At 33.8% G+C, this 23,645-nt stretch carries 23 protein-coding genes; 18 read left to right on the top strand and 5 right to left on the bottom strand.

The annotated features are described in order from the left end of the window. Positions 1–47 precede the first annotated feature (47 nt). Entirely contained in the window at positions 48–965 is a 918-nt protein-coding gene (locus CD127_RS01710; RefSeq protein WP_103365522.1) for a COX15/CtaA family protein, read from the bottom strand. A gap of 243 nt (positions 966–1,208) precedes the next feature. Here CD127_RS01710 and cyoE point away from each other — a divergent pair, with 243 nt between their 5' ends. From cyoE to CD127_RS01690, 4 genes are all read left to right on the top strand, one after another. Next, positions 1,209–2,120 (top strand): heme o synthase, encoded by a 912-nt coding sequence (cyoE, locus tag CD127_RS01705; protein ID WP_103365521.1) that lies wholly within the window; start codon positions 1,209–1,211, stop codon positions 2,118–2,120. 29 nt (positions 2,121–2,149) lie between these two features. Then, a complete protein-coding gene (locus CD127_RS01700) occupies positions 2,150–2,611 on the top strand; it encodes a DUF420 domain-containing protein (RefSeq protein WP_103365520.1) in 462 nt (153 codons plus the stop codon). A 270-nt stretch (positions 2,612–2,881) separates the two neighbouring features. Then, on the top strand, positions 2,882–3,949 hold the full coding sequence (locus CD127_RS01695) for a CAP-associated domain-containing protein (protein ID WP_103365519.1): 1,068 nt from the start codon (positions 2,882–2,884) through the stop codon (positions 3,947–3,949). 45 nt (positions 3,950–3,994) lie between these two features. Beyond that, positions 3,995–4,429 (top strand): YlbF/YmcA family competence regulator, encoded by a 435-nt coding sequence (locus CD127_RS01690; RefSeq protein WP_103365518.1) that lies wholly within the window; start codon positions 3,995–3,997, stop codon positions 4,427–4,429. Positions 4,430–4,496: 67 nt separating this feature from the next. Here the strand turns inward: CD127_RS01690 and CD127_RS01685 are convergent, their stop codons facing one another. Next, on the bottom strand, positions 4,497–5,429 hold the full coding sequence (locus CD127_RS01685) for a glycerophosphodiester phosphodiesterase family protein (RefSeq protein ID WP_103365517.1): 933 nt from the start codon (positions 5,427–5,429) through the stop codon (positions 4,497–4,499). A 175-nt stretch (positions 5,430–5,604) separates the two neighbouring features. Between CD127_RS01685 and CD127_RS01680 the strand changes: the two genes are divergently transcribed. Further along, positions 5,605–5,856 carry a DUF2129 domain-containing protein gene (locus CD127_RS01680; protein WP_103365516.1) on the top strand — a complete coding sequence of 84 codons (252 nt, stop codon included), beginning with the start codon at positions 5,605–5,607 and terminating at the stop codon, positions 5,854–5,856. A 74-nt stretch (positions 5,857–5,930) separates the two neighbouring features. On the opposite strand, the gene CD127_RS01675 is transcribed toward CD127_RS01680, so the two are convergent. After that, positions 5,931–6,320: a DUF7147 family protein gene (locus CD127_RS01675; protein ID WP_103297407.1), complete on the bottom strand. Its 390-nt coding sequence runs from the start codon at positions 6,318–6,320 to the stop codon at positions 5,931–5,933. A 70-nt stretch (positions 6,321–6,390) separates the two neighbouring features. On the opposite strand from CD127_RS01675, the gene rsmD reads away from it, so the two are divergent. After that, entirely contained in the window at positions 6,391–6,942 is a 552-nt protein-coding gene (rsmD, locus tag CD127_RS01670) for a 16S rRNA (guanine(966)-N(2))-methyltransferase RsmD (RefSeq protein WP_103297408.1), read from the top strand. Then, positions 6,935–7,420, top strand: coding sequence for a pantetheine-phosphate adenylyltransferase (gene coaD, locus CD127_RS01665; protein ID WP_103297409.1), 486 nt, complete (start codon positions 6,935–6,937; stop codon positions 7,418–7,420). Before rsmD ends, coaD begins: the two co-directional genes overlap by 8 nt. A 74-nt stretch (positions 7,421–7,494) precedes the next feature. Here the strand turns inward: coaD and CD127_RS01660 are convergent, their stop codons facing one another. After that, positions 7,495–8,631: a nucleotidyltransferase gene (locus CD127_RS01660; RefSeq protein ID WP_103365515.1), complete on the bottom strand. Its 1,137-nt coding sequence runs from the start codon at positions 8,629–8,631 to the stop codon at positions 7,495–7,497. 126 nt (positions 8,632–8,757) lie between these two features. Here CD127_RS01660 and CD127_RS01655 point away from each other — a divergent pair, with 126 nt between their 5' ends. From CD127_RS01655 to pheT, 5 genes are all read left to right on the top strand, one after another. Next, positions 8,758–9,312 (top strand): YceD family protein, encoded by a 555-nt coding sequence (locus CD127_RS01655; protein WP_103297411.1) that lies wholly within the window; start codon positions 8,758–8,760, stop codon positions 9,310–9,312. An 85-nt stretch (positions 9,313–9,397) separates the two neighbouring features. Further along, positions 9,398–9,571, top strand: coding sequence for a 50S ribosomal protein L32 (gene rpmF / locus CD127_RS01645; RefSeq protein WP_002435373.1), 174 nt, complete (start codon positions 9,398–9,400; stop codon positions 9,569–9,571). 135 nt (positions 9,572–9,706) lie between these two features. Further along, positions 9,707–10,447, top strand: coding sequence for a TrmH family RNA methyltransferase (locus CD127_RS01640; protein WP_103297413.1), 741 nt, complete (start codon positions 9,707–9,709; stop codon positions 10,445–10,447). A gap of 383 nt (positions 10,448–10,830) precedes the next feature. Then, the gene (gene pheS / locus CD127_RS01635; RefSeq protein WP_103297414.1) at positions 10,831–11,889 is read left to right on the top strand and encodes a phenylalanine--tRNA ligase subunit alpha; all 1,059 of its coding nucleotides are present in this window, start codon (positions 10,831–10,833) and stop codon (positions 11,887–11,889) included. Beyond that, a complete protein-coding gene (gene pheT / locus CD127_RS01630; RefSeq protein ID WP_103365514.1) occupies positions 11,889–14,291 on the top strand; it encodes a phenylalanine--tRNA ligase subunit beta in 2,403 nt (800 codons plus the stop codon). Before pheS ends, pheT begins: the two co-directional genes overlap by 1 nt. 514 nt (positions 14,292–14,805) lie before the next feature. Here pheT and rnhC read toward each other — a convergent pair. Continuing rightward, positions 14,806–15,741, bottom strand: coding sequence for a ribonuclease HIII (gene rnhC, locus CD127_RS01625; protein WP_103365513.1), 936 nt, complete (start codon positions 15,739–15,741; stop codon positions 14,806–14,808). Between the two features lie 248 nt (positions 15,742–15,989). On the opposite strand from rnhC, the gene zapA reads away from it, so the two are divergent. From zapA to uvrC, 6 genes are all read left to right on the top strand, one after another. Beyond that, the gene (gene zapA / locus CD127_RS01620; protein WP_103365512.1) at positions 15,990–16,256 is read left to right on the top strand and encodes a cell division protein ZapA; all 267 of its coding nucleotides are present in this window, start codon (positions 15,990–15,992) and stop codon (positions 16,254–16,256) included. Next, positions 16,257–16,778: a CvpA family protein gene (locus CD127_RS01615; RefSeq protein WP_103365511.1), complete on the top strand. Its 522-nt coding sequence runs from the start codon at positions 16,257–16,259 to the stop codon at positions 16,776–16,778. A 77-nt stretch (positions 16,779–16,855) separates the two neighbouring features. Beyond that, positions 16,856–18,568, top strand: a complete 1,713-nt coding sequence (gene polX / locus CD127_RS01610) for a DNA polymerase/3'-5' exonuclease PolX (RefSeq protein ID WP_103365510.1) — start codon at positions 16,856–16,858, stop codon at positions 18,566–18,568. Between the two features lie 9 nt (positions 18,569–18,577). Further along, positions 18,578–20,929: an endonuclease MutS2 gene (locus CD127_RS01605; RefSeq protein ID WP_103365509.1), complete on the top strand. Its 2,352-nt coding sequence runs from the start codon at positions 18,578–18,580 to the stop codon at positions 20,927–20,929. 200 nt (positions 20,930–21,129) lie between these two features. After that, entirely contained in the window at positions 21,130–21,444 is a 315-nt protein-coding gene (trxA, locus tag CD127_RS01600) for a thioredoxin (protein ID WP_011276093.1), read from the top strand. A 96-nt stretch (positions 21,445–21,540) separates the two neighbouring features. Continuing rightward, positions 21,541–23,325 carry an excinuclease ABC subunit UvrC gene (gene uvrC / locus CD127_RS01595; RefSeq protein ID WP_103365508.1) on the top strand — a complete coding sequence of 595 codons (1,785 nt, stop codon included), beginning with the start codon at positions 21,541–21,543 and terminating at the stop codon, positions 23,323–23,325. Positions 23,326–23,645: the final 320 nt, after the last annotated feature.

The following is a 23,645-nucleotide window of genomic DNA, read 5'->3' as shown; positions in this document are numbered from 1 at the left end:
CTCTTTACCGTAGTTCAACTACGATAAAGAGACTTTTTAATTACAAATTATTTAATTCGACGATCGCTTCTAATTGATCGAAGCATGAGTAAAATAAAGTAAGCAATTAAACCAAACAAGATAGTAATACATAATGCATGAATTAATGCGATAATTAAATTAACATGCGTTATAACTGAAAGTGCACCAGTGATAACTTGGATAATGATTAAAATAAATGCAGCTGTATAACCGTATCTAATTGTACGATTCTCTGAATAATTCTTCACGGCATGAATAAAAGTAATCATAATCCAGAAGAAAGTGATAAATGCCATACCACGATGAGCGAATTGCACCCAGTCTTGTTCAGTATGCGGAATAATATCATCAAAAGGTAATGGCCATGCACCATATGCTAAACTTGCTTTCGCATGTCTAACTAATGCCCCTGTATAAATAGTTAGATAAACGATTACTGTCATTATCCATGTAAGTGTTCTTAATGGCTTTTTAATGAATAGTTCATCGGCTTCATATTTCTTATCTACTTCGAAAATAATAAGCATTAAAACGAATACAGAAGAGAAACTTATAAGTGAGATGCCGAAATGAAGCGCTAAAACATAAGAGTTTTGTTGCCAAATTACTGCAGCTGCACCAATTAATGCTTGCACTAATAAAAAGGCAACACTTATTACTGCTAATGGTTTAACTTCTTTGATATACCCGATTCTTTTCCAAGCTGTTATGGCAAGCCATAGAACTATAATTAATGATATGCCGGATACAGCACGATGGCTTAATTCTATAATAGTAGCGATTGGCAAGTTCTGAGGAAGTAAGGCACCATGACATAGTGGCCATGAAGATCCACAACCATCTTCAGAACCTGTCTTAGTTACCAGTGCACCACCAAGTTGCACCATTGCCATAATAATTGTGGCTAATACTGATAACCATTTAAGGTTTCGTTTGTTAAACAATGTTAAACACCCCATCATTAATTCAGGAATTTCAATGCTAATCATTATACGATAACATAGCCTGATTTAATGTCTATATTTTTGGATTTATAATATCAAATCAATTATACAACATTACATAGTAACAAAAAATTGCTCACATACAATGTCGTTAAAGTGTCACAATTTAATTTCATATAAACTAGTCATTTATTAATAATTACTATATCATAGTACTATATGGAAAATTTAAGGAGGGGGACCATGAGTAAAGAACAAACTTTATCACAACATTCTGACCGTGTGAGTTTTAAAGAATTACAGCAAATTATTAAAATGGGTTTGGTTCAAGGTAATTTAATCCCGGCATTTGCTGGTGCTTGGTTGGCGGTTGTGATGACAAATCATTCCTTCCTATCGTCAATACCTCAAATTCTCTTAATGTTGATTGGCTCAACATTAATTATGGGTGGCGCTTGTGCAATAAATAATTACTATGACCAAGATATCGATAGTATTATGCCAAGTAAGCAAAATAGACCGACAGTAAATGATAGAATTTCAGATAAACACTTATTATTATTAAGTTTCGGTATGATGTTAGTAGGAGAGGCTTGCTTATTCTTATTAAATGTACCATCAGGCGTATTAGGCCTTATCGGCATTGTAGGTTATGTGTCTTATTATTCTATTTGGTCTAAAAGACATACAACTTGGAACACAGTAGTGGGAAGTTTCCCAGGAGCAGTACCACCATTAATTGGGTGGGTTGCTATTGATGGAAATATTAGTTTAGCTGCAGTTGCATTATTCTTAGTTGTTTTTTGTTGGCAACCAATTCATTTCTACGCATTAGCAATTAAACGTAGCGATGAATATTCATTAGCTAAAATTCCAATGTTACCATCAGTTAAAGGTTTTAAACGTACGAGAGTAAGCATGTTTATTTGGTTAGTTTTATTACTTCCATTACCATTCTTATTATCAAGTTTAGGCACTACATTTGTCGTATTAGCGACATTATTAAATTTAGGTTGGATTTACGTTGGCTTAACAACATTTAAGAAAAATACTGATCAAACTAAATGGGCAACAAAAATGTTTATTTATTCACTAAATTATTTAGTAGTCTTTTTTGTTTTAGTTGTGGTCGTTTCGTTAATTAAAATGATTTAAAATAATTAAAGTAAATAAGGATGAAACTTATGAATTTACCAATTCTACCAACGATTAGTACAAGTTGTATTGTTATTAGTGCTATTCTCGTGGCAATCGGCTGGTGGCAAATCTGGCATCGCCATATTGATAAGCACAAAAAAACAATGTTATGGGCAGCAGGCTTTGCATTAACGTTCTTTATTATTTATGCAGCGCGAACAATATTCTTAGGGAATACCGATTTTGGTGGCCCTGATTCTGTAAGAACGTATTATAAAATTTTCTTAATATTCCACATTAACTTAGCTACAATTGGCGGAGTATTAGGATTAGTACAAATCATCACTGCATTTAAGGATAAATTTAATTGGCATAGAAAAGCAGGACCTGTAGCGTCAGTTATTTGGTTCTTTACAGCCATCACTGGCGTGGTTGTGTACTTATTACTTTATGTCTTTTATCCAGGTGGGGAAACAACTTCATTAATTAAAGCAACACTTGGCTTATAAATTAATATAAACCCTTCAAAGTAGACGTTGAAAAACGAAAACTTTGAAGGGATTTTTTTATGGAATAAAGGAGTTACTTTAAAATTAAATTGTTAAGTAGTTAAAATGATGATAATTTTTAAAAAATATTAATCTAATAGTGTTTAATATGTTTATAAAATAGGTATAAACTACTTTGAGTATTTTCAGTTTTAAGTGTGATATAGATATCTTGATTGTTAAAATAGATATTTTGTACAATAGATATAATTCAAATTAGGTGGGTGAAAGATGGCAAAATTAATTATTAAAGTTTTAGGCGTAATATTTTTAGTTGTTTTTTTAATATATTTATTTTACTCACCACGGTTAAAATTTGATGTATTAGAAAATCCTAATAAATCTACAACGACGAATCGTACAGAACAAACGCCTCATTCACAAACGGAAACTGAAAATCCAGCACCTAAAGAAGGAGTAGGAACTTGGATTGGCCAAGATATTCATTACCTCACAAATAAGTTTGGTCAAGCTAATCGTATTTATCCTTTTAAAGATAATTATACAAATTATGTTTTTAAAAGAGACCAGCAATATTACATAGTTTCTACGAAAAACGATAAAATTAAATCTGTTTATGCTACTGGTCAAAAGGCTAAAATTGATTCTTTAAAAATCAATGAAAGTGCCTCTCACATTTTCGAAAATACAAGTATTAATCCAGACCCATCATTTAAAGTCAATGGCAAAGAATATACCTTTGAATTGTCGGATGAAGATATTAAAACGCAAGCTTTAATAAAATATGGTAAGATTTATGCACAAATCTATGTGGATCAACAATCAAATCGTATTATGGGTGTTCGTTATTTGGACAAAGAAGCCTTAGCTTTCTTAAAGCCGTATCAATTAGCTAGTGAGGAAGATAACACTGAATCTTATGATGATAGTGGCGAGTTAAATGAGGATAATGCAGGTAAATTGCCATATGAACAAAATCCAAATCAACTGATGACTTTATACGAAATTACAAATGAAATGCGTAAATTAAAAGATATTAAACCTTTAGCCATTAATACAGATATTGCACATATTGCCGCTATGAATCTGTATGAAGCGACAAGTAAAGAGGATGTTGAATTCACTGAAGACGCATTGAAAAGTCAACTTGATAATGAGGGTATTGATTTCAAATCAACTAGTCAAAATGTAGGCTATGACTTTGATGATGTGCCAACGCTTATTCATAGTTGGATGAATTCAGATATACACCGTTCAAGAATATTGAATACGAAATATGACGAAATGGGCGGAGAAGTAATGAAAAATTATTATTCACTTATCTTTGTTGAGAAATAAGAGAAAGTTTTTATAGAAAATTTTAGAAAGGAGGCTTATTTAATTATGTACACTGAAGAAACAATGTCGATTTTAGATGATATAGACGCGTTATCAGACATGATAGTGCAATCTCAACTTTACCACGATTATAGAGAAGCTCAAGAAAGATTAAATAAGGATGATGAGGCGCATTTAATGTATCAAGCGTTTTTAAAATCTAAAATGAAATATGATGAAGTGATGCGATTTGGAAAGTATCATCCAGATTATCAACATGTAATGATGGATACGCGTCGTCGTAAACGTGCATACGAAATGTTACCTGTGGTTATGGATTACAAATCTAAAGAAGTTGCATTACAAAATTTAATTGATGAAGTGGTAAGTAAGATTGCTTTTTCTGTTTCTAAAAATGTGAAAATTGAAGCTGGTAATCCTTTCTTTAAAACGGATCACAATGGATGTGCCACAGGAGGTACATGTAATTGTAGCTTATAATATATTAAGTGAGGTATTGACGATGTAGCCTAACATCATCAATACCTCACTTTTCTTATATTCTAATTTATTTAGTTGTATTCGTTAAAGAAGATTTAAATTGTTTACCTAGGTCTGGGCGATCTGTAACGAGTGTATGAGCGCCTTTGGCATGTAAGTCGGCCATTAAGTCTGTACTATTTACGCCGTAGTAACCAGGAACAATATTTAATAAATTAAGCCATTGAATGAAACGTTGTGAAGTTAAAGGAATGCCTTTGAATTTTAATGGCATTTGGAAAGTGTCAGCGACAGGTTGGTAAGTATGACCAAAGCCTGTATTAAATTTTATGAATCCTTCTGCAACTTCTTGTTGGCTCGCTCCAATTGCAACATCATTGTTACTGATAGCTCTAAAGCGATCATTTTGCGCTTTATGGAAGCTTGTTACAAGTACACGATCTTGTGCGTTATTTTTAACGATAATTTCATACATTTTATTTGGTGCAACAGAGCCTTCATAACTATTAGGCGCGTCTTTTAAATCTACATTGATATACATTTCAGGATACATCTTTAATAATTCATCGAATGTTAAAATCTTTGCGTGTTCATGGCCACGATAAGGATGTGCGCCATTAATATCGGTAAAGTGATAACCTGCATCTAAATGTTTTAATTCTGCTAGCGTGTGCTCACTGACTTTTCCAGAACCGTTTGTAGTACGGTCTACTGTAGCATCATGAAAGACAATTAATTCTTCATCTTTAGTAAGTCGGACATCTGTTTCAAAGCCGTCTAGACCGTGAGCTACCGCGTTATCAAAGGCTAATTGCGTTTGTTCTGGACGCACAGCCATACCGCCTCGATGTGCAAAGATATATGGCGCTTGACCATCAAAGAACTTTGGAATTTGCTTCTTCGTTTCGACGTCTTTATTTTTATTAATAAACAATAGACTGCCTAACAAACCAGCGCTTGCTAAACTTAAATTTAAAGCCCATCTCTTCTTATTTGTCATAAGTCGTTCCTCCTATAGGTTATTGCACTTAGCGTACCAAAAATTATTCTCATGCAAAAGTAAAGCGATGTTAGAGCCACGTTGATAAATACATTGGAACGAACTGTTTTAAATATTTTATAAAATATTTAGTCGTGGTATAGTTAATATGCATAAAAAATGGAGTGAGTATGATATGGAATTAGTTTTGAGAGTCAGTTTAATTGTTTATCTAAAACATATTAAACACGAACGCCAAATTCGTAAATATGGACATATTGTTTATACAAATAAACAACGTAAGTACGTTGTATTATATGTCAATGAACAAGATGCAGATGCAGTTGTTCATAAATTAATGAAATTAAAATATGTGCTCAACATTGATGGGTCACCTTATAAATATTTGAAAAAAACGTATGAAAAAGAGAAACATGAAATGTTATAAAAATCATAATGGAACATAAGTTTCACATTTGTAATTGAGATATCACTTCATCTTGTCTTTTAACAGTTGCATAGTTATTGCATAGGTGGTATCCAATTTTGTAATCTTAGCACGCTAATTAAATATTTAAAATATAAATCGTGGGAGTGGAAAGCTTCTGGCGGTTGTACGTCAATACCTAACACAGGCACGTTATATTTGTTAGCATGTGCATTGATAAGTTGAAACTTTTTATTATGATCTGGGTAAGGATATTTCAAAGCATTGAGCATGATATACATTGCTTGAAAATGTTGACCAGCAGTCGGTTGCATGATGATAGCAACAGAAGATAATTGCTTAGATGTTTGAGGTGAGTGGAAATAGACAATTTTGTCTATGCGAGTGTGATTGTATTCAATTAATGTTAAAAACTCGAATAAATCGGTAAGTCCTTCGCCTAAGACGATAAATGATTGTTTCATAGCGTGATCATTCTCCTTTTTCAAAACAAATTATATTAAATAACTTAAGGAAATGGAAGTGTAAGTCAGAATGAGAGTTATTGCGGGTAAGCATAAAAGTAAGCCATTAGAAAGTTTAGAAGGGCGTAATACTCGTCCGACAATGGATAAAGTCAAAGAGGGAATCTTTAACAGTTTACACGATGTTCATGGACTAGGACTAGACTTGTTTGCTGGAAGCGGCGCTCTAGGTATCGAAGGACTATCTCGTGGCATGGAGAAAGTCATCTTTGTAGATCAAAACTTTAAAGCGGTTAAAGTGATTCAAGCGAATTTAAAACAACTTAATTTAACGGAGCAATCTGAAGTATATAAGAATAATGCAGACCGTGCGTTAAAAGCATTAAACAAACGTGACATCCAATTTGATTATATCTTCTTAGATCCTCCTTACAATAAAGGATTAATTGATAAAGCGTTAGAACAAATTGCAGAGTTTGATTTATTAAAAGAAAGTGGTATCATCATTTGTGAGTTTAGCAACCAAGAAGATATCGACACCAAAGACTTCCAAGTGATTAAACAATATCACTATGGGTTAACAGATACTTTGTTACTAGAAAAAGGAGAACAAAATGGCTAAAACAAAAGCGGTCATCCCGGGTAGTTTCGATCCAATTACAAATGGTCACTTAGATATCATTGAAAGAAGTGCAGAACGATTTGATGAATTACATGTCTGTGTATTAAGAAACAGCAGTAAAGCTGGCACATTTAGCGTTGAAGAACGCATGGCATTAATTCGTGAATCTGTAAAACATTTACCTAATGTAGAGGTTCATAATTTCAATGGATTATTGGTAGATTTCTGTGATCAAATTGGGGCTCAAACAATTATTCGTGGTTTAAGAGCTGTTAGCGACTTTGAATATGAGTTGCGTCTAACTTCAATGAATAAAAAATTAAACAATAAAGTAGAAACAATGTACATGATGACGAGTACAAACTATTCATTTATTAGCTCAAGTGTTGTGAAAGAAGTAGCACAATATAAAGCTGATATTTCAGATTTTGTACCGCCGAATGTAGAAAAAGCATTGAAGGAAAAATTTAATAAATAAATATAACTATTTAATTTATAAAAGAGCGAAACAATGAAATTCTATTAAGTAATAATAATTTCGAGGTCTCGCTCTTATTTTTGTCTTATAACAGGTGTGTTGAAATCGTGGGCAGTTTGTCCAGAAAGTAAATTATATATTTGAGTAGCCTTAATTTCATTTTTAAATAAATGGGCAGTTTTTTTATTTACATTAGTAATGTATTGTCTTTCCGGAAATTGAGATTTTAAATATTTTAAATACTGTTGCCCGGTTTGATTCATGCCTAATATTCGCACGCTATGAATTTCGCTATCATAGTCATCTTTAGTGATGTTAAGTAATATTTGCATGAGCACACGTTGTAAATGCGTATATGTAAATCGTTTCGTTTTGATGAAAGACATGAACGTTTCAAAGTTATGCGCTTCTTGTATGTGCGCTTTTAAGCGGTGTTCTAATCCTTCTGACATAGTATAAATTGCAGATAATTCTTCGGCAGAACGACTTAATAAATTATATTTAATCATCTGAAATGTATCTTCTTTTAATAGATGAGGTTTCCCATACAAATTTTTAATTTTTGAAGGTACGACAGTTTTCCAATTATTTTCATCATTTAATATTGATTGTCGAATAGATGAACCGCTCGCAAATGTGTCATGCTTAATGGCTTTATCGTGATGTGCTGAAGATAGGCGCTGAATGGCTATGCCTTGAATAGTAGGGGCAAATTGAGAGATAGCCTTTAAATACGCTACACCCAATATATTATTCGGTGATTGCAATATGTCTTGGTTTTCAATTAACTCGTGAATGATTTTAGCGTAATTATTGCCTTCTTTTATTAATTTTTGAAAATGTGGCGACTGTTCTAATTCAGTAATATTTGTTGCTACATTTTCAAGACGGGTAATATTAGCAATTTCACTACCAAAAGCAATAGCGTCTATATCTAAATAATCAGCAACTTTAATACCTAATTGAGCGAAATAATCACTTGAAGAAAGGGTAGCAATAGTAGGTAACTCTACTACAAGGTCGACACCTGAAAGTGCCATTTGAGTGCGAACAAATTTGTTGTAAAATGCAGGTTCGCCTCGCATAACAAAATTGCCACTCATAATAGCAATGCTTACATCAGCGTTGGACTGAAGCTTTGCTTGCTGGGCGTGATATAAATGGCCATTATGAAATGGATTATATTCAGTAATGAGTCCAACACTTTTCATTTGCATTTCGTCCTTTCAGTATTCATTATTAGTATTGTAACAGATGATAGGTTGTTAAGAAAAAATCTTGACAACTTATACTAGTAAAGTTAAAATAAATTTTGTGTTTGTTAGAGGTGAAGCCATATGAAATGGTCAATAACGCAATTAAGAAAATATCAAGGTAAGCCATTTGAGTTTAATCAAACGGCTAATTTTGAACATTTAATAGAACCCTTAGGTTTGATCGATTTATCAGAAATCAATGTTGAAGGGGAATTATCCGTTAAATCAAATGAAGTTATTGCAGATTTGCATGTAACTGGAACATACACTATGCCTTGTGCACGTACGTTAGTACCAGTTGAGGTTCCGTTAGATGTGCGTACATCTGAAATATTTGATTTAGAAGGTTATGATAATTATACCGATGAAGAGGTAGAAGAAGATGAACATTATCATCTTGCTACTGACGGTATGATTAATGTCCGAAACATTGTTGAAGAATTGGTTATCATTGAGAAACCAATGCGAGCATTTTCTGAGAATAGTGATCAAATGCTTACAGAAGGTAACGGTTGGGAAGTTATTGACGAAGATCAAATGATCGAACTTGAAAAAGAGAAAGACAATGACGAATCCCAGACTAGACAAGTTGATCCTAGGCTTCAAAAATTACAACAATTATATGATAAAGAGTAATAGCAGGTTGTTTCAAATTATTGTATAATAATTTAATGACCTAAACACTTAAGATTTCGTGTTTCAATATTAAGGAGGATATATCATGGCAGTACCAAAAAGAAGAACGTCTAAAACTAGAAAAAACAAACGTCGTACGCACTTCAAAATTTCAGTACCTGGTATGACTGAATGCCCAAGTTGTGGCGAATACAAATTATCTCACCGCGTATGTAAAAACTGTGGTTCTTACAACGGTGAAGAAGTCGTTTCTAAATAATCGACTAATATTATGGTTAAATGAGTCTGTGACATTTTTTAATGTGACAGGCTCATTTTTATTTAAATAAGAGAAATGATAACTTACAATATAGATAAAGCTTAATAAATAACTCTTAAAAATGGAGATTACAATATGGAACAAATTACGTCTGCGCAAAATAGTAAAATTAAAAATGCAAATAAGTTAAAAAAGAAACGTGAGCGCGATAAAACAGGTCAAGCTTTAATTGAAGGCATCCATCTAATTGAAGAAGCTTATCAAAGCGGTATCACGATTAAACAATTATTTGTTATCGAACCAGATAGAACGGATAACGCCCTTTTAGATTATGCGGAAGAAACGTACGAAATTAATATGAAAGTGGCTGAATCTTTATCTGGCACAATTACGCCTCAAGGCTTTTTTGCGATTATTGAGAAGCCGGAATACGATATTACTCAAGCTAAACAAGTGTTGCTTATCGACCGCATTCAAGACCCAGGTAACTTAGGTACATTAATTCGTACGGCTGACGCGGCTGGCATCGATTTAATTGTGATGGAGAAAGGTACAGCGGATCCGTACCAAGATAAAGTATTACGTTCTAGCCAAGGCAGTGTCTTCCATATTCCAGTCATAAGTGAAGATTTAAAGGCATTTATTGACCAATTTGATGGTCCAGTTTACGGTACAGCCCTTGAAAATGCAGTCCCATTTAAAGAAGTGTCATCACAAGAAAGCTTTGCCTTACTATTAGGTAACGAGGGCGAAGGGGTTAACAAAGAACTATTAGATCAAACTTCGCAAAATCTTATTATTCCAATATATGGTAAGGCAGAAAGCTTAAATGTGGCTATTGCAGGCAGTATTTTACTTTACCATTTGAAAGGTTGACCATACGATTTAAAATCGGCTATACTTAGATGTAAACAATTTTTCAGATAAATAATTTAACATATAAAATTGAATGAATAACCGATAAAAAGACTTTAATTAACAAAGAGAATTGCCCAGGGAGAGTAAGCGTGACTGCAACTTACTCCAATTCTCGTTAATTGCTTTCATCTTTTTGGTTACTTAAAGAGATTTAAGTCGGAGTTCGTCTTCGTTAACAACGTAAAACAAGTGTATGTCACATAAAGTGTAGAGAATAGTGATGCTTTATAAAGACATAAATTTGGGTGGTACCACGGAAAGACTTTCGTCCCAGTATTTAGGGAGGAAAGTCTTTTTTTGTATTAAATTTTAAAAAATAGAAAGCGTGAGGTGTCTGTAATATGACTCAAAACGATTCAATGGCAGAATTAAAACAACAAGCCCTTGTTGATATTAATGAAGCTCAAAATGAACGTGAATTACAAGATGTTAAAGTTAAATATTTAGGTAAAAAAGGTTCAGTAAGTGGCTTAATGAAAAACATGAAAGATTTACCTAATGAAGAAAAACCTGCTTACGGCCAAAAAGTAAATGAATTACGTCAAACAATTCAAAGTGAATTAGACGAAAAACAACAACTTTTAAAAACTGAAAAATTAAATCAACAATTAGCTGAAGAAACAATCGATGTAACTTTACCAAGCCGTCAAATCAGCATTGGTTCTAAACATCCTTTAACAAGAACAGTTGAAGAAATTGAAGATTTATTCTTAGGTTTAGGTTATGAAATTGTTGATGGTTATGAAGTAGAACAAGATTACTACAACTTTGAAGCATTAAACTTACCTAAGTCTCATCCAGCACGTGATATGCAAGATAGTTTCTATATCACTGATGAAATCTTAATGCGTACTCATACATCTCCAGTACAAGCGCGTACAATGGAGAAACGTAACGGCCAAGGTCCAGTAAAAATTATCTGTCCTGGTAAAGTGTATCGTCGTGATTCAGATGATGCGACACACAGTCACCAATTTACGCAAATTGAAGGTTTAGTCGTTGATAAAAATATTAAAATGAGCGACTTAAAAGGTACGTTAGAATTAGTAGCGAAAAAATTATTCGGTGCAGACCGTGAAATTCGTTTACGTCCAAGTTACTTCCCATTCACTGAACCATCAGTAGAAGTAGACGTATCTTGTTTCAAATGTAAAGGTAAAGGCTGTAACGTATGTAAACATACAGGTTGGATTGAAATTTTAGGTGCTGGTATGGTACATCCAAACGTACTTGAAATGGCCGGTTTCGATTCAAATGAATATTCTGGTTTCGCATTTGGTATGGGTCCTGACCGTATTGCAATGTTGAAATATGGTATTGAAGATATTCGTCATTTCTATACTAATGACGTTCGATTCCTTGATCAATTTAAAGCTGTTGAAGATAGAGGTGAAGCATAATGTTGATTTCAAATGAATGGTTAAAAGATTACGTAGACGCTGGCGTCTCAGTAGAAGACTTAGCAGAACGTATTACACGTACAGGTATTGAAGTAGATGACATTATCGATTACACGAAAGATATTAAAAATTTAGTAGTAGGTTATGTTCAATCTAAAGAGAAACATCCTGACGCTGATAAATTAAATATTTGCCAAGTAGACATTGGTGAAGAAGAAGCAGTTCAAATCGTTTGTGGTGCACCAAATGTAGATGCTGGCCAACATGTAATTGTTGCCAAAGTAGGCGGTCGTTTACCAGGCGGTATCAAGATTAAACGCGCCAAATTACGCGGTGAACGTTCAGAAGGTATGATTTGTTCATTACAAGAAATTGGTATTTCAAGTAATGTCGTACCTAAAGCTTACGAGAACGGTATCTTTGTCTTCCCAACTGAAGTTGAGCCAGGCACAGATGCGCTAACAGCCCTTTATTTAAACGATCAAGTAATGGAATTTGATTTAACACCAAACCGTGCAGATGCATTAAGTATGGTAGGTACTGCTTATGAAGTAGCAGCTTTATATCAAACTGAAATGACGAAACCAGCAACTCAAAGTAACGAAACTTCAGAATCTGCATCAAATGAATTATCAGTGACTATTGATAATCCTGAAAAGGTTCCATACTACAGCGCACGAGTTGTTAAAAACGTTACAATTGCGCCATCTCCAATTTGGATGCAAGCCCGTTTAATTAAAGCAGGTATTCGCCCAATTAATAATGTCGTTGATATTTCAAACTACGTATTATTAGAATACGGTCAACCATTACACATGTTCGACCAAGACCATATTGGTTCTAAAGAAATTGTTGTACGTCAAGCTAAAGATAAAGAAACAATGACGACATTAGATAATACTGAGCGTACGTTAGTGGATACTGATATCGTGATTTCAAACGGTCAAGAACCTATCGCATTAGCTGGCGTAATGGGTGGAGACTTTTCAGAAGTAACTGAACAAACTACTAACGTGGTTGTAGAAGGTGCCATCTTTGACCCAGTATCAATCCGTCATACATCACGTCGATTAAATTTACGTAGTGAATCTTCTAGCCGTTTTGAAAAGGGTATCGCGACAGAATTCGTCGATGAAGCGGTAGACAGAGCATGTTACTTACTACAAACATATGCATCTGGTGAAGTGCTACAAGATAGAGTAGCTTCAGGAGACTTAGGTTCATTTATTACACCAATTGATATTACTGCTGAAAAAGTAAACAAAACAATTGGTTTCGATTTATCAAGTGATGAAATTAAAGCTATCTTTGAACAATTAGGCTTTGAAACAGAACAAAATGGCGAAACATTAACAGTTAAAGTACCATCACGCCGTAAAGATATTACGATTAAAGAAGACTTGATTGAAGAAGTCGCACGTATTTATGGTTACGATGAAATTCCTTCATCATTACCAGTATTCGGCGAAGTGACAAGTGGGGAATTAACTGACCGCCAACATAAAACACGTACAGTTAAAGAAACACTTGAAGGTGCTGGATTGAACCAAGCAATTACGTATTCATTAGTATCTAAAGAGCATGCCAAAGATTTCGCATTACAAGAACGTCCAACTATTAGCTTATTAATGCCAATGAGTGAAGCGCATTCTACATTACGTCAAAGTTTATTACCTCATTTAATTGAAGCGGCAGCTTACAATGTTGCACGTAAAAACAAAGACGTTAGATTATATGAAGTAGGTCGTGTATTCTTTGGCAATGGCGAAGGCGAACTTCCTAATGAAGTAGAATACTTAAGTGGCATTTTAACTGGCGAATATGTAGTGAATACTTGGCAAGGTAAAAAAGAAGAAATTGACTTCTTTATTGCAAAAGGTGTAGTAGACCGCGTGGCTGAAAAACTGAACTTAGAATTTAGCTATAAAGCTGGCGAAATTAATGGTTTACACCCAGGACGTACTGCAATTATTTCATTAGAAGGTAAAGAAATCGGCTTTATTGGTGAATTACATCCTCAAGTCGCTGCAGATAATGATTTAAAACGTACGTATGTGTTTGAATTAAATTATGATGCGATTATGCAAGTGGCGGTAGGTTACATCAATTATGAACCTATTCCTAGATTCCCTGGTGTAACACGTGATATTGCACTTGAAGTAAATAGTGATGTGCCTTCATCAGAATTGAAACAAATTATTCATGACAATGGTGAAGATATTCTTCAAAGTACATTAGTATTTGATGTTTACGAAGGTGAGCATTTAGAAGAAGGTAAAAAATCAGTTGCTATTCGATTGAATTATTTAGATACTGAAGATACATTAACAGACGAACGCGTATCAAAAGTTCACGATAAGATTTTAGAAGCATTACAAGCACAAGGTGCTACAATTAGATAATCAATTTAAAGATTATAATATAAAAACTGTCGACAAAGTTTCCCAATTTTGCCGACAGTTTTTTTACATACTTTTTCAATGAGTTCTAAGATAGATGTTCACTTGCTTAAGTTATTTCGCTTTCTAGTGGGAAAGGCTCAAGCCTGTAGTATTGTAAAGGCGTTCTTAGATAGATGTTCACTCACTTAAGTTGAGATGCTTGCCTAGGGGGCTGGGTCGAGCCTTGGTCTCGACACTCATCCTGCTCCCTCAGGCGTCCCTCAACTACGTTTCGTTATCTATCTTAGAACGCCTTACGCAAGTGCACGCGCACTTGTGTTCAATAAAAAAACGCCAAGAGTCGCGCAACGTCACTCGAAATTCAACTTTAGAATTTCTTAACTAAGTACTAAAACATTTAAATTCATTATTGATGTAGGTGTCTACGCAACTACGCTTCGTTATCTATCTGAGAACTACTTTTCAAGAATAAAGTAAAAGCCACTTCGTAATTGTATGAAGTGGCTTTAGTAATTTATTTATATTTTTTATTAACTAAGTTTTGTGCTTTTTCTCGGTTTTTGAAGTGTTTTTTAGAAATGCTATCTAATTTAGCGATGCCATGTTGTTCAATAATGCGAGCAGCTGCTAAATCTACCTTATTGCTAGCGCCTTTTGGAATGTCGCAGCGCATTGTTTTCGCGATATGATCCATATGCTTCACAAACGCATATCTTGAAATAATGCTTGCTGCAGCGATAGCTAATGACTTTGATTCGCCTTTAGTTTCAAATTGCGTTATTTCTGGAAAAGGCAGTGCACTTAAGGCATAACGTTGATATACACCACGTTCTGCAAATTGGTCAATCACAATGTATTCTAATTCATCTGTAGAAATTTTTTGTGTCACGTTTTTTATTGCTTCATTATGTAATACAGCTTTCATTTTAACTTGAGACCAACCTAAAGCTTGTCTTTCATTATATTTAATATTATCAAGCGTTAGTAAAGAATGGGGTAAGAAAGTAATGAGTTGTTCTGCCAATTCTACAATTTTAGGATCGGTTAATTTTTTCGAGTCATCGACGCCTAATGTTTTTAAAATTTGGGCATGTTCTTTTGAAACATAAGCGGCACATACAGTAAGTGGTCCAAAGTAATCACCACTGCCCGCTTCATCACTGCCGATACAGTTATACTGATTGTAAGAAATAGTAGTCGCTGAAGTTTGCTTCGCCTTAGATGCAGTTGCATTTGAACTAGCGCCATGATTTGGTAATAATTGTTGTGCTACCGTTTCTGCTTGTTTGCCTTGAAACATAACTTTTCCAGAATTATATATATTAATCGTTGTTTGATTATACTTTGTGCGTGCTTTCATACCATTAGGTAATTGAGAGGTTTCAAATGATACTTGTTGCATCAATTGTTGAATCTCTTGTTCTGTTAATTTATGAACGACGTTAGCCATTACGATGCTTGACCTCACTTTTCAAAAATACTGTTAAAACCTACATAATGATAACATATATATTAGCTAGAGTAGGAGATAACGTGAAAAGACTTAGAAGTAAAAGTATAGTATCTAGCCACTTACAAATAAGGGTATGCTCATGTATAATATATTGTGATTATTTACTAATTAAGAGAGTTTGCAATATCTATATAACTATCCATGATAGGCTTTAGAATAATTTAAATACGTCAGGAGTTGAGGTTATGGGAGAGTTTAAAAATCGCATTAATGTTTCAATTAATGATCAAAATTATACCATTATCGGGGAAGACAGTCCGGAACATATTCGTTACGTGGCGCATTTAGTTGATGAAAAGTTAAAAGAAATGGGACGTAAATCATCTGGGTTAGATACAACAAGAAAATCTATTTTAACAGCAGTGAATATTATGCATGAGAAAGTTAAGTTAGAAGAGGAAAATCGTAAGCTCCGTCAAGAAATTCAACAATTAAAACATCGAGAAGAATAGATGCTAATTGATGTCATTGTTGTACTAATCATCATTTATTATATTGTGATGGGATTTAGAAGGGGCATTTGGCTCAGTAGTTTGCATTTATTAGCAACGATAGTCTCGTTGATTATTGCGCATCATTTTTATCGTTCTATTGCTAAACAACTTATTGTGTTTATACCTTTCCCCAAGACAATTGCTTACGATACGGCATATGCATTTCACTTTAATGAGTTACAACAACGTTTTGATACCATTTTCGCTTTTATTTTAATTATGTTTATTAGCAAGTTGCTTTTATATCTTATTATTGTAACTTTTGATAATATAGTGACGTATCAAAATATTTCATTAATAAGTAGGATATTGGGTTGTGTGATTAGTCCAGTATTGGCTATCATTTTACTTCAACTGGTGCTATACATAGTAGCTTTATATCCAGTTGACTGGTTACAACAAAGTTTATCGCATTCAATAATAGGAAGTGGCATTTTATTTCACACACCATGGTTATCGTCCTATATTTTAAACTTATAATAAAACAAAACTGATATGAGGTCAGGACAATAAGACTATGTTAAATGTCCTGGTCTTCTTTTTATGGAGTGAGTGTAGTGACTAAAAAAGATGTAATTCAATTATTAGAAAAAATAGCCATATATATGGAATTAAATGGAGAAAATACATTTAAAGTTTCTGCATATAGAAAGGCAGCACAAAGTTTAGAAATCGATGAGCGTACTTTAGACGAAATTGAAGATGTGACAGAATTAAAAGGGATTGGTAAAGGTGTAGGGGATGTTATCAATGAATATCGTAATACAGGAGAATCAACTACCTTACATGAACTTCAACAAGTTGTACCTGAAGGATTAATTCCCTTAATGAAGATTCAAGGTTTAGGTAGTAAAAAAATAGCGAAATTGTACAAAGAGCTTAATATTACAGATAAAGAAAGCCTTCAAGTCGCATGTGAAAATGGCAAGGTGAGTGAATTAAGCGGTTTTGCTAAAAAGACGGAACAAAATATTTTAGAAGCTGTGAAAGCGTTAGGTGCTAAAAAAGATCGTTATCCAATTGGGTTGATGCGCAAATTAAATCAAACGATTAGTGAATATTTAGAGACTTTAGAAGACGTTGATAAATATTCTGTAGCTGGAAGCTTCCGTCGTTATAAAGAAATGAGCAAAGACTTAGATTATATTATCAGCACAAACCATCCTGATAAAGTGCAACAACAATTATTAGAGATTCCGAATAAAGTTAAAGAAGTGGCTGTAGGTCAAACTAAAGTTTCGCTTGAGTTAACATATGATGACGAAACAGTTGGTGTAGACTTTAGATTAATCGAACCTGCTGCTTACTATCATACGTTACAACACTTCACGGGTTCTAAAGACCACAATATTCGCATTAGACAGCTGGCGAAAGCGAAAAAGGAAAAAGTCAGTGAATATGGTATTGAACAACAAGATGGCACGCTTCTACAATTCCAAAGTGAAGCGGAAATTTACCAACACTTTGGTAGTGAATGGATAGACCCAGCGATGCGCGAAGATGGCAGTGAATTCGATAAAGATTTAAGCAATATTATTACGTTAGACGATATTAATGGCGATATCCATATGCATACGACATATAGTGATGGTGCTTTTTCAATTCGAGAAATGATCGAAGCCAATATTGAAAAGGGTTACCAATTTATGGCGATTACTGACCATTCTAAAAGTTTAAGAGTAGCGAATGGTTTACAAGTAGAAAGATTATTGCGCCAAAATGAAGAAATTAAAAAACTGAATGAAGAATATAAAGAAATCGATGTCTATTCAGGTACAGAAATGGATATTCTACCAGATGGCTCATTAGATTATGATTATGACGTTTTAGCGCAATTAGATTACGTGATTGCGTCTATTCACCAAAGCTTTAATCAACCTGAAGAAGAAATTATGAAGCGTCTAGAAAATGCATGTCGCAATCCTTATGTCAGACATATTGCACATCCTACAGGTCGAATTGTAGGTGGCCGTAAAGGTTATGAGCCAAATATTGAACAGTTGATGAAATTGGCGGAAGAAACCAATACTATTATGGAAATTAATGCTAACCCAGGTCGTTTGGATTTAAATGCAGACATAGTAAGAAAATATCCAAACGTTAGATTAACAATTAATACGGATGCGCATCATATTGATCACTTAGACTTTATGAAATATGGTGTAGCAACTGCACAGAAAGGTTTCGTCCATAAAGATAGAGTCATTAATACAATGTCTAGGGAAGCATTTAAAGATTTAGTAGAAAATAATATAAAATTGAAGAAATAGAGGGATTGTATGAGACAAAAAACATTAGACGTCTTAGAATTTGATAAAATTAAATCATTTGTTGCTTCTGAAACAGTGAGTGATTTAGGACGTGAAAAAGTGTCTAAGATGTCTCCAGCAACGGATTTTGAAACAGTAGAGTTTCAAATGAATGAAACAGATGAAATCTCACAAATTTATAATAAACATCGTATGCCTAGTTTAAGTGGTTTAGCCAAAGTCTCACCATTGATTCATCGTGCTACGATTGGTGGGGTACTGAATGTTTCTGAATTGAATTTGATTAAACGTTTAATTCAAGTTCAGAATCAATTTAAGACATTTTATAATCAATTACTTGAAGAAGATGAAGAGGTTGTTAAATATCCTATCTTGAATGATAAGATGAACCAGCTACCAGTACTTTCAGACCTTTTCCAAGAAATCAATGAGAAATGTGATACGTACGATTTATATGATAATGCAAGTTATGAGTTACAAGGCATTCGAAGCAAGATTTCGAGCACGAACCAACGTATTAGACAGAATTTAGACCGTATTGTGAAGAGTCAAGCGAATCAGAAGAAATTATCTGATGCGATTATTACGGTGCGTAATGACCGAAATGTTATTCCGGTTAAAGCAGAATATCGTCAGGACTTTAAAGGGATTGTGCATGATCAATCTGCGTCTGGCCAAACGTTATATATTGAGCCATCTTCAATAGTAGAAATGAATAATCAAATTAGTCGTTTACGCAATGATGAAGCGGTTGAACGTGAGCGTATCTTAACAGAATTAACGGGATTAGTAGCGGCTGAGGCGGATGGCTGTTTAGTAGCAGAATCTGTAATGGGACACATTGATTTCTTAACGGCTAAAGCACGTTATGCGCGTTCAATTAAAGGGACTAAACCTACATTTTATAAAGAAAGAACGGTTTATTTACCAAATGCTTATCATCCTTTATTAAATAGAGAAACTGTAGTAGCGAATACTATTGAATTTATTGATGATATTGAAACGGTGATTATTACAGGTCCTAACACAGGTGGTAAAACAGTCACACTTAAAACGTTAGGTCTCATCATTGTGATGGCGCAATCAGGTTTACTCATTCCTACATTAGATGGTAGCCAATTAAGCGTCTTTGAGAACGTTTATTGTGATATCGGGGACGAGCAATCTATCGAACAATCATTATCTACTTTCTCTTCTCATATGAAAAATATCGTTGAAATTTTGAAAGAGACAGATAAGAACAGCTTAGTCTTATTTGATGAATTAGGTGCAGGGACGGACCCTAGTGAAGGGGCAGCGCTTGCTATGAGTATTCTAGATCACGTTCGTGAGATTGGCTCTTTAGTAATGGCGACAACGCATTATCCAGAGCTTAAAGCTTATAGCTATAATCGTGAAGGTGTAATGAATGCCAGCGTTGAATTTGACGTGAATACATTGAGTCCTACGTATAAATTATTGATGGGCGTTCCAGGACGTTCGAATGCTTTCGATATTTCTAAAAAATTAGGCCTCAAACTGAATATCATCAATAAAGCTAAAACAATGATTGGTACAGATGAACAAGAAATTAATTCAATGATTGAATCACTTGAAAAGAATTCAAAACGTGTAGATGAACAACGTATTGAATTAGACCGATTATTGAGAGAAGCTAAAACAACACATGATGACCTTGAACAACAGTATCAACAGTATAAAAATTATGAACAAAAATTAATGGACGAGGCCAAAGAAAAAGCAAATCAACGTGTAAAATCTGCAACTAAAGAAGCAGACGAGATTTTAAAAGAATTACGCGAATTGCGAGATAAAAAAGGCGCCGATGTTAAAGAACACGAATTAATTGATAAGAAAAAACAATTAGATGATCAATATGAAGCAAAATCCATTAAACAAAATGTTCAAAAACAAAAATATGATGAAATTCACGCTGGAGACGAAGTGAAAGTTTTATCTTATGGCCAAAAAGGTGAAGTATTAGAACTTGTTGGTGATGATGAAGCCGTCGTGCAAATGGGCATCATTAAAATGAAATTGCCTATTGAAGATTTAGAAAAATCGAAGAAGAAAAAAGAAAAGCCAGTTAAAATGGTGACGCGTCAAAATCGTCAAACGATTAAAACAGAACTAGACTTAAGAGGTTACCGTTATGAAGAAGCGGTCGGTGAATTAGATCAATATATCGATCAAGCGGTGTTAAGTAACTATGAGCAAGTATATATCATTCATGGTAAAGGTACAGGTGCCTTACAAAAAGCCGTACAAAATCACTTGAAGAAACATAAAAGTGTGAAATCATTCCGAGGTGGTATGCCAAGTGAAGGTGGCTTCGGCGTGACTGTAGCTGAGCTCAAATAATTTATAATGTTTTTGTAAGCAAGGAAGTTGATTTTTTATTTATTTGACGTACAATAAAGCGAGTGAAATAATAAATCAATGATTTATAAGTAATTTTTTTTAAAAACAAGAAATGGATTAATTGAGCAAGAGCAATGCAGATGCGATTAAAGTCTGTTATAATTTGCTCATCATTCAAAATTTAAGGAGGATTGGCAATTATGGCAATCGTAAAAGTAACGGATTCAAACTTTGATGAAAACATTCAATCAGGCGTTAAATTAGTAGACTTCTGGGCTACTTGGTGTGGACCTTGTAAAATGATTGCACCTGTATTAGAAGAATTAGCAGGTGATTATGACGGTAAAGCTGACATCTTAAAATTAGATGTAGATGAAAATCCTTCAACTGCTGCTAAATTTGAAGTAATGAGTATCCCAACTTTAATCGTATTTAAAGATGGCGAACCAGTCGATAAAGTAGTTGGTTTCCAACCTAAAGAAAACTTAGCTGAAGTTTTAGACAAACATCTATAAGAATGACTATAAAGTAATTAAGACTGGGGCATTACATTAAATGTAATCGCTCCGTCTTTTTTATATGTCTTTAAAATAGGAGGAAGGAGGACATTAATGGCAGACTACCAAGATAAGATTAGAGATAAATTGAGCGTAGTTCCATTTGAACCAGGTTGTTATCTCATGAAAGACCGTAACGACCAAGTCATTTATGTAGGTAAGGCGAAGCGTCTTAGAAATCGATTACGCTCATATTTCACTGGCGCGCATGATGCCAAAACAACGCGTTTAGTAGCTGAAATTAGAAATTTTGAATTTATAGTAACTTCAAGTGAAACTGAATCACTTTTATTAGAATTAAATTTAATTAAACAATACCAACCTCGCTACAATATTTTATTAAAAGATGATAAAAGTTATCCATTTATAAAAATCACAAAAGAGAAACATCCAAGATTAATCGTTACAAGAACCGTTAAGAAAGGTTCAGGTAAATACTTTGGACCTTATCCAAATGTGTATTCTGCGCAAGAAACGAAAAAGTTATTAGATCGTATTTATCCATTTAGAAAATGTGACAACATGCCAGATAAATTATGTCTGTATTACCATATCGGGCAATGCATGGGACCATGTGTATATGATGTTGATCAACAAAAATATGCTCAAATGACACGTGAAATTAGTGATTTTCTAAATGGTGAAGATAAAACGATTTTGAATAATTTAGAAACTCGTATGATGGATGCAAGTGAAAAATTAGATTTTGAACGTGCGAAAGAATATAGAGATTTAATACAACATATCCATAATTTAACTAAAAAACAAAAAATCATGTCTTCAGATAATACTATTCGAGACGTCTTCGGTTATAGTGTGTCTAAAGGTTGGATGTGTATTCAAGTATTCTTTATTCGCCAAGGTAATATGATTCAACGTGATGCTACGATGATTCCTATACAACAAACTGAGGAAGAAGAATTTTATACCTTCATAGGCCAATTCTATAGCTTAAATCAACACATTTTACCTAAAGAAGTCCATGTTCCTAAAAATCTTGATAAAGATATTATTCATTCTGTTGTGGACACTAAAATTGTCCAACCGGCAAGAGGTACTAAAAAGGAAATGGTTGATTTAGCAAATCATAACGCAGAAGTAGCCCTTGATAATAAGTTCAAGCTAATTGCTAAAGATGAATCGCGCACAGTTAAAGCGATTGAAGAGTTAGGCGAACGTATGGGCATTCAAACGCCAATTCGTATTGAAGCCTTTGATAACTCAAATATTCAAGGGGTAGATCCCGTTTCAGCGATGGTTACATTTGTAGATGGTAAACCTGATAAGAAAGGTTACCGTAAATATAAAATTAAGACTGTAAAAGGCCCAGATGATTATAAATCGATGCGCGAAGTCGTGCGTCGTCGCTATACACGTGTATTGAACGAGGGCCTTCCTTTGCCAGACCTAATTATCGTCGATGGTGGTAAAGGGCATATGTCAGGCGTTATTGATGTTTTGGAAAATGAATTAGGCTTAGACATTCCAGTCGCTGGTTTAAGAAAAAATGACAAACACCAAACCTCTGAATTACTTTACGGCGCTAATGCTGAAGTAGTGCCAATGAAGAAAAATAGCCAAGCATTCTACTTACTACATCGTATTCAAGACGAAGTCCATCGATTTGCGATTACTTTCCATCGTCAAACTCGTCAAAAAACAGGTTTACAATCTGTACTTGATACAGTAGATGGTATTGGAAGTAAACGTAAAACTAAACTATTACGTACATTTGGTTCTATTAAGAAGATGAAAGAAGCGAGTGTAAGTGATTTACAAGCTGCAGGACTTCCTGAAAAAGTAGCGAAAAATTTACAACAAGCACTTAAAAACGATTGATTTCAAAAAAAGGGGTATGAGAATTATTCTCATACCCCAAAAACATATAAAAAATGTTACAATAAAGTTAACAAAAAGCTTATTTTTTTAAGGAAGTATGGAAGCGTTTTCTAATTGAGAAATGTTATCACTTATATAATTTACTTCAATGTTGCAATATATTTTATTTCTTATTAATTTAGAAAACACTGAACGTATTTACTTTTTTAAGTCATACTTGTTTACATATTCAAAATATTTTAAATGTTTAGTAATAATAAGGCATCAATAGAACGAATACCAAATTTAATTGTCATCACTATATAGATGAGGTTGACGAG

It is taken from the genome of Staphylococcus petrasii, assembly GCF_002902565.1.
GTDB classification, from domain to species: domain Bacteria; phylum Bacillota; class Bacilli; order Staphylococcales; family Staphylococcaceae; genus Staphylococcus; species Staphylococcus petrasii.
The sequence above is the reverse complement of the archived record's forward strand: the minus strand, read 5'-3'. Positions and strand labels throughout refer to the sequence as shown.

Excerpts from the sequence above, each read along its gene's own strand:
- cyoE (WP_103365521.1), top strand. The coding sequence starts at position 1,209 with ATGAGTAAAGAACAAACTTTATCACAACATTCTGACCGTGTGAGTTTT.
- CD127_RS01700 (WP_103365520.1), top strand. The coding sequence starts at position 2,150 with ATGAATTTACCAATTCTACCAACGATTAGTACAAGTTGTATTGTTATT.
- CD127_RS01695 (WP_103365519.1), top strand. The coding sequence starts at position 2,882 with ATGGCAAAATTAATTATTAAAGTTTTAGGCGTAATATTTTTAGTTGTT.
- CD127_RS01690 (WP_103365518.1), top strand. The coding sequence starts at position 3,995 with ATGTACACTGAAGAAACAATGTCGATTTTAGATGATATAGACGCGTTA.
- CD127_RS01685 (WP_103365517.1), bottom strand. The coding sequence starts at position 5,429 with ATGACAAATAAGAAGAGATGGGCTTTAAATTTAAGTTTAGCAAGCGCT.
- CD127_RS01680 (WP_103365516.1), top strand. The coding sequence starts at position 5,605 with ATGGAATTAGTTTTGAGAGTCAGTTTAATTGTTTATCTAAAACATATT.
- CD127_RS01675 (WP_103297407.1), bottom strand. The coding sequence starts at position 6,320 with ATGAAACAATCATTTATCGTCTTAGGCGAAGGACTTACCGATTTATTC.
- rsmD (WP_103297408.1), top strand. The coding sequence starts at position 6,391 with ATGAGAGTTATTGCGGGTAAGCATAAAAGTAAGCCATTAGAAAGTTTA.
- coaD (WP_103297409.1), top strand. The coding sequence starts at position 6,935 with ATGGCTAAAACAAAAGCGGTCATCCCGGGTAGTTTCGATCCAATTACA.
- CD127_RS01660 (WP_103365515.1), bottom strand. The coding sequence starts at position 8,631 with ATGAAAAGTGTTGGACTCATTACTGAATATAATCCATTTCATAATGGC.
- CD127_RS01655 (WP_103297411.1), top strand. The coding sequence starts at position 8,758 with ATGAAATGGTCAATAACGCAATTAAGAAAATATCAAGGTAAGCCATTT.
- rpmF (WP_002435373.1), top strand. The coding sequence starts at position 9,398 with ATGGCAGTACCAAAAAGAAGAACGTCTAAAACTAGAAAAAACAAACGT.
- CD127_RS01640 (WP_103297413.1), top strand. The coding sequence starts at position 9,707 with ATGGAACAAATTACGTCTGCGCAAAATAGTAAAATTAAAAATGCAAAT.
- pheS (WP_103297414.1), top strand. The coding sequence starts at position 10,831 with ATGACTCAAAACGATTCAATGGCAGAATTAAAACAACAAGCCCTTGTT.
- pheT (WP_103365514.1), top strand. The coding sequence starts at position 11,889 with ATGTTGATTTCAAATGAATGGTTAAAAGATTACGTAGACGCTGGCGTC.
- rnhC (WP_103365513.1), bottom strand. The coding sequence starts at position 15,741 with ATGGCTAACGTCGTTCATAAATTAACAGAACAAGAGATTCAACAATTG.
- zapA (WP_103365512.1), top strand. The coding sequence starts at position 15,990 with ATGGGAGAGTTTAAAAATCGCATTAATGTTTCAATTAATGATCAAAAT.
- CD127_RS01615 (WP_103365511.1), top strand. The coding sequence starts at position 16,257 with ATGCTAATTGATGTCATTGTTGTACTAATCATCATTTATTATATTGTG.
- CD127_RS01605 (WP_103365509.1), top strand. The coding sequence starts at position 18,578 with ATGAGACAAAAAACATTAGACGTCTTAGAATTTGATAAAATTAAATCA.
- trxA (WP_011276093.1), top strand. The coding sequence starts at position 21,130 with ATGGCAATCGTAAAAGTAACGGATTCAAACTTTGATGAAAACATTCAA.
- uvrC (WP_103365508.1), top strand. The coding sequence starts at position 21,541 with ATGGCAGACTACCAAGATAAGATTAGAGATAAATTGAGCGTAGTTCCA.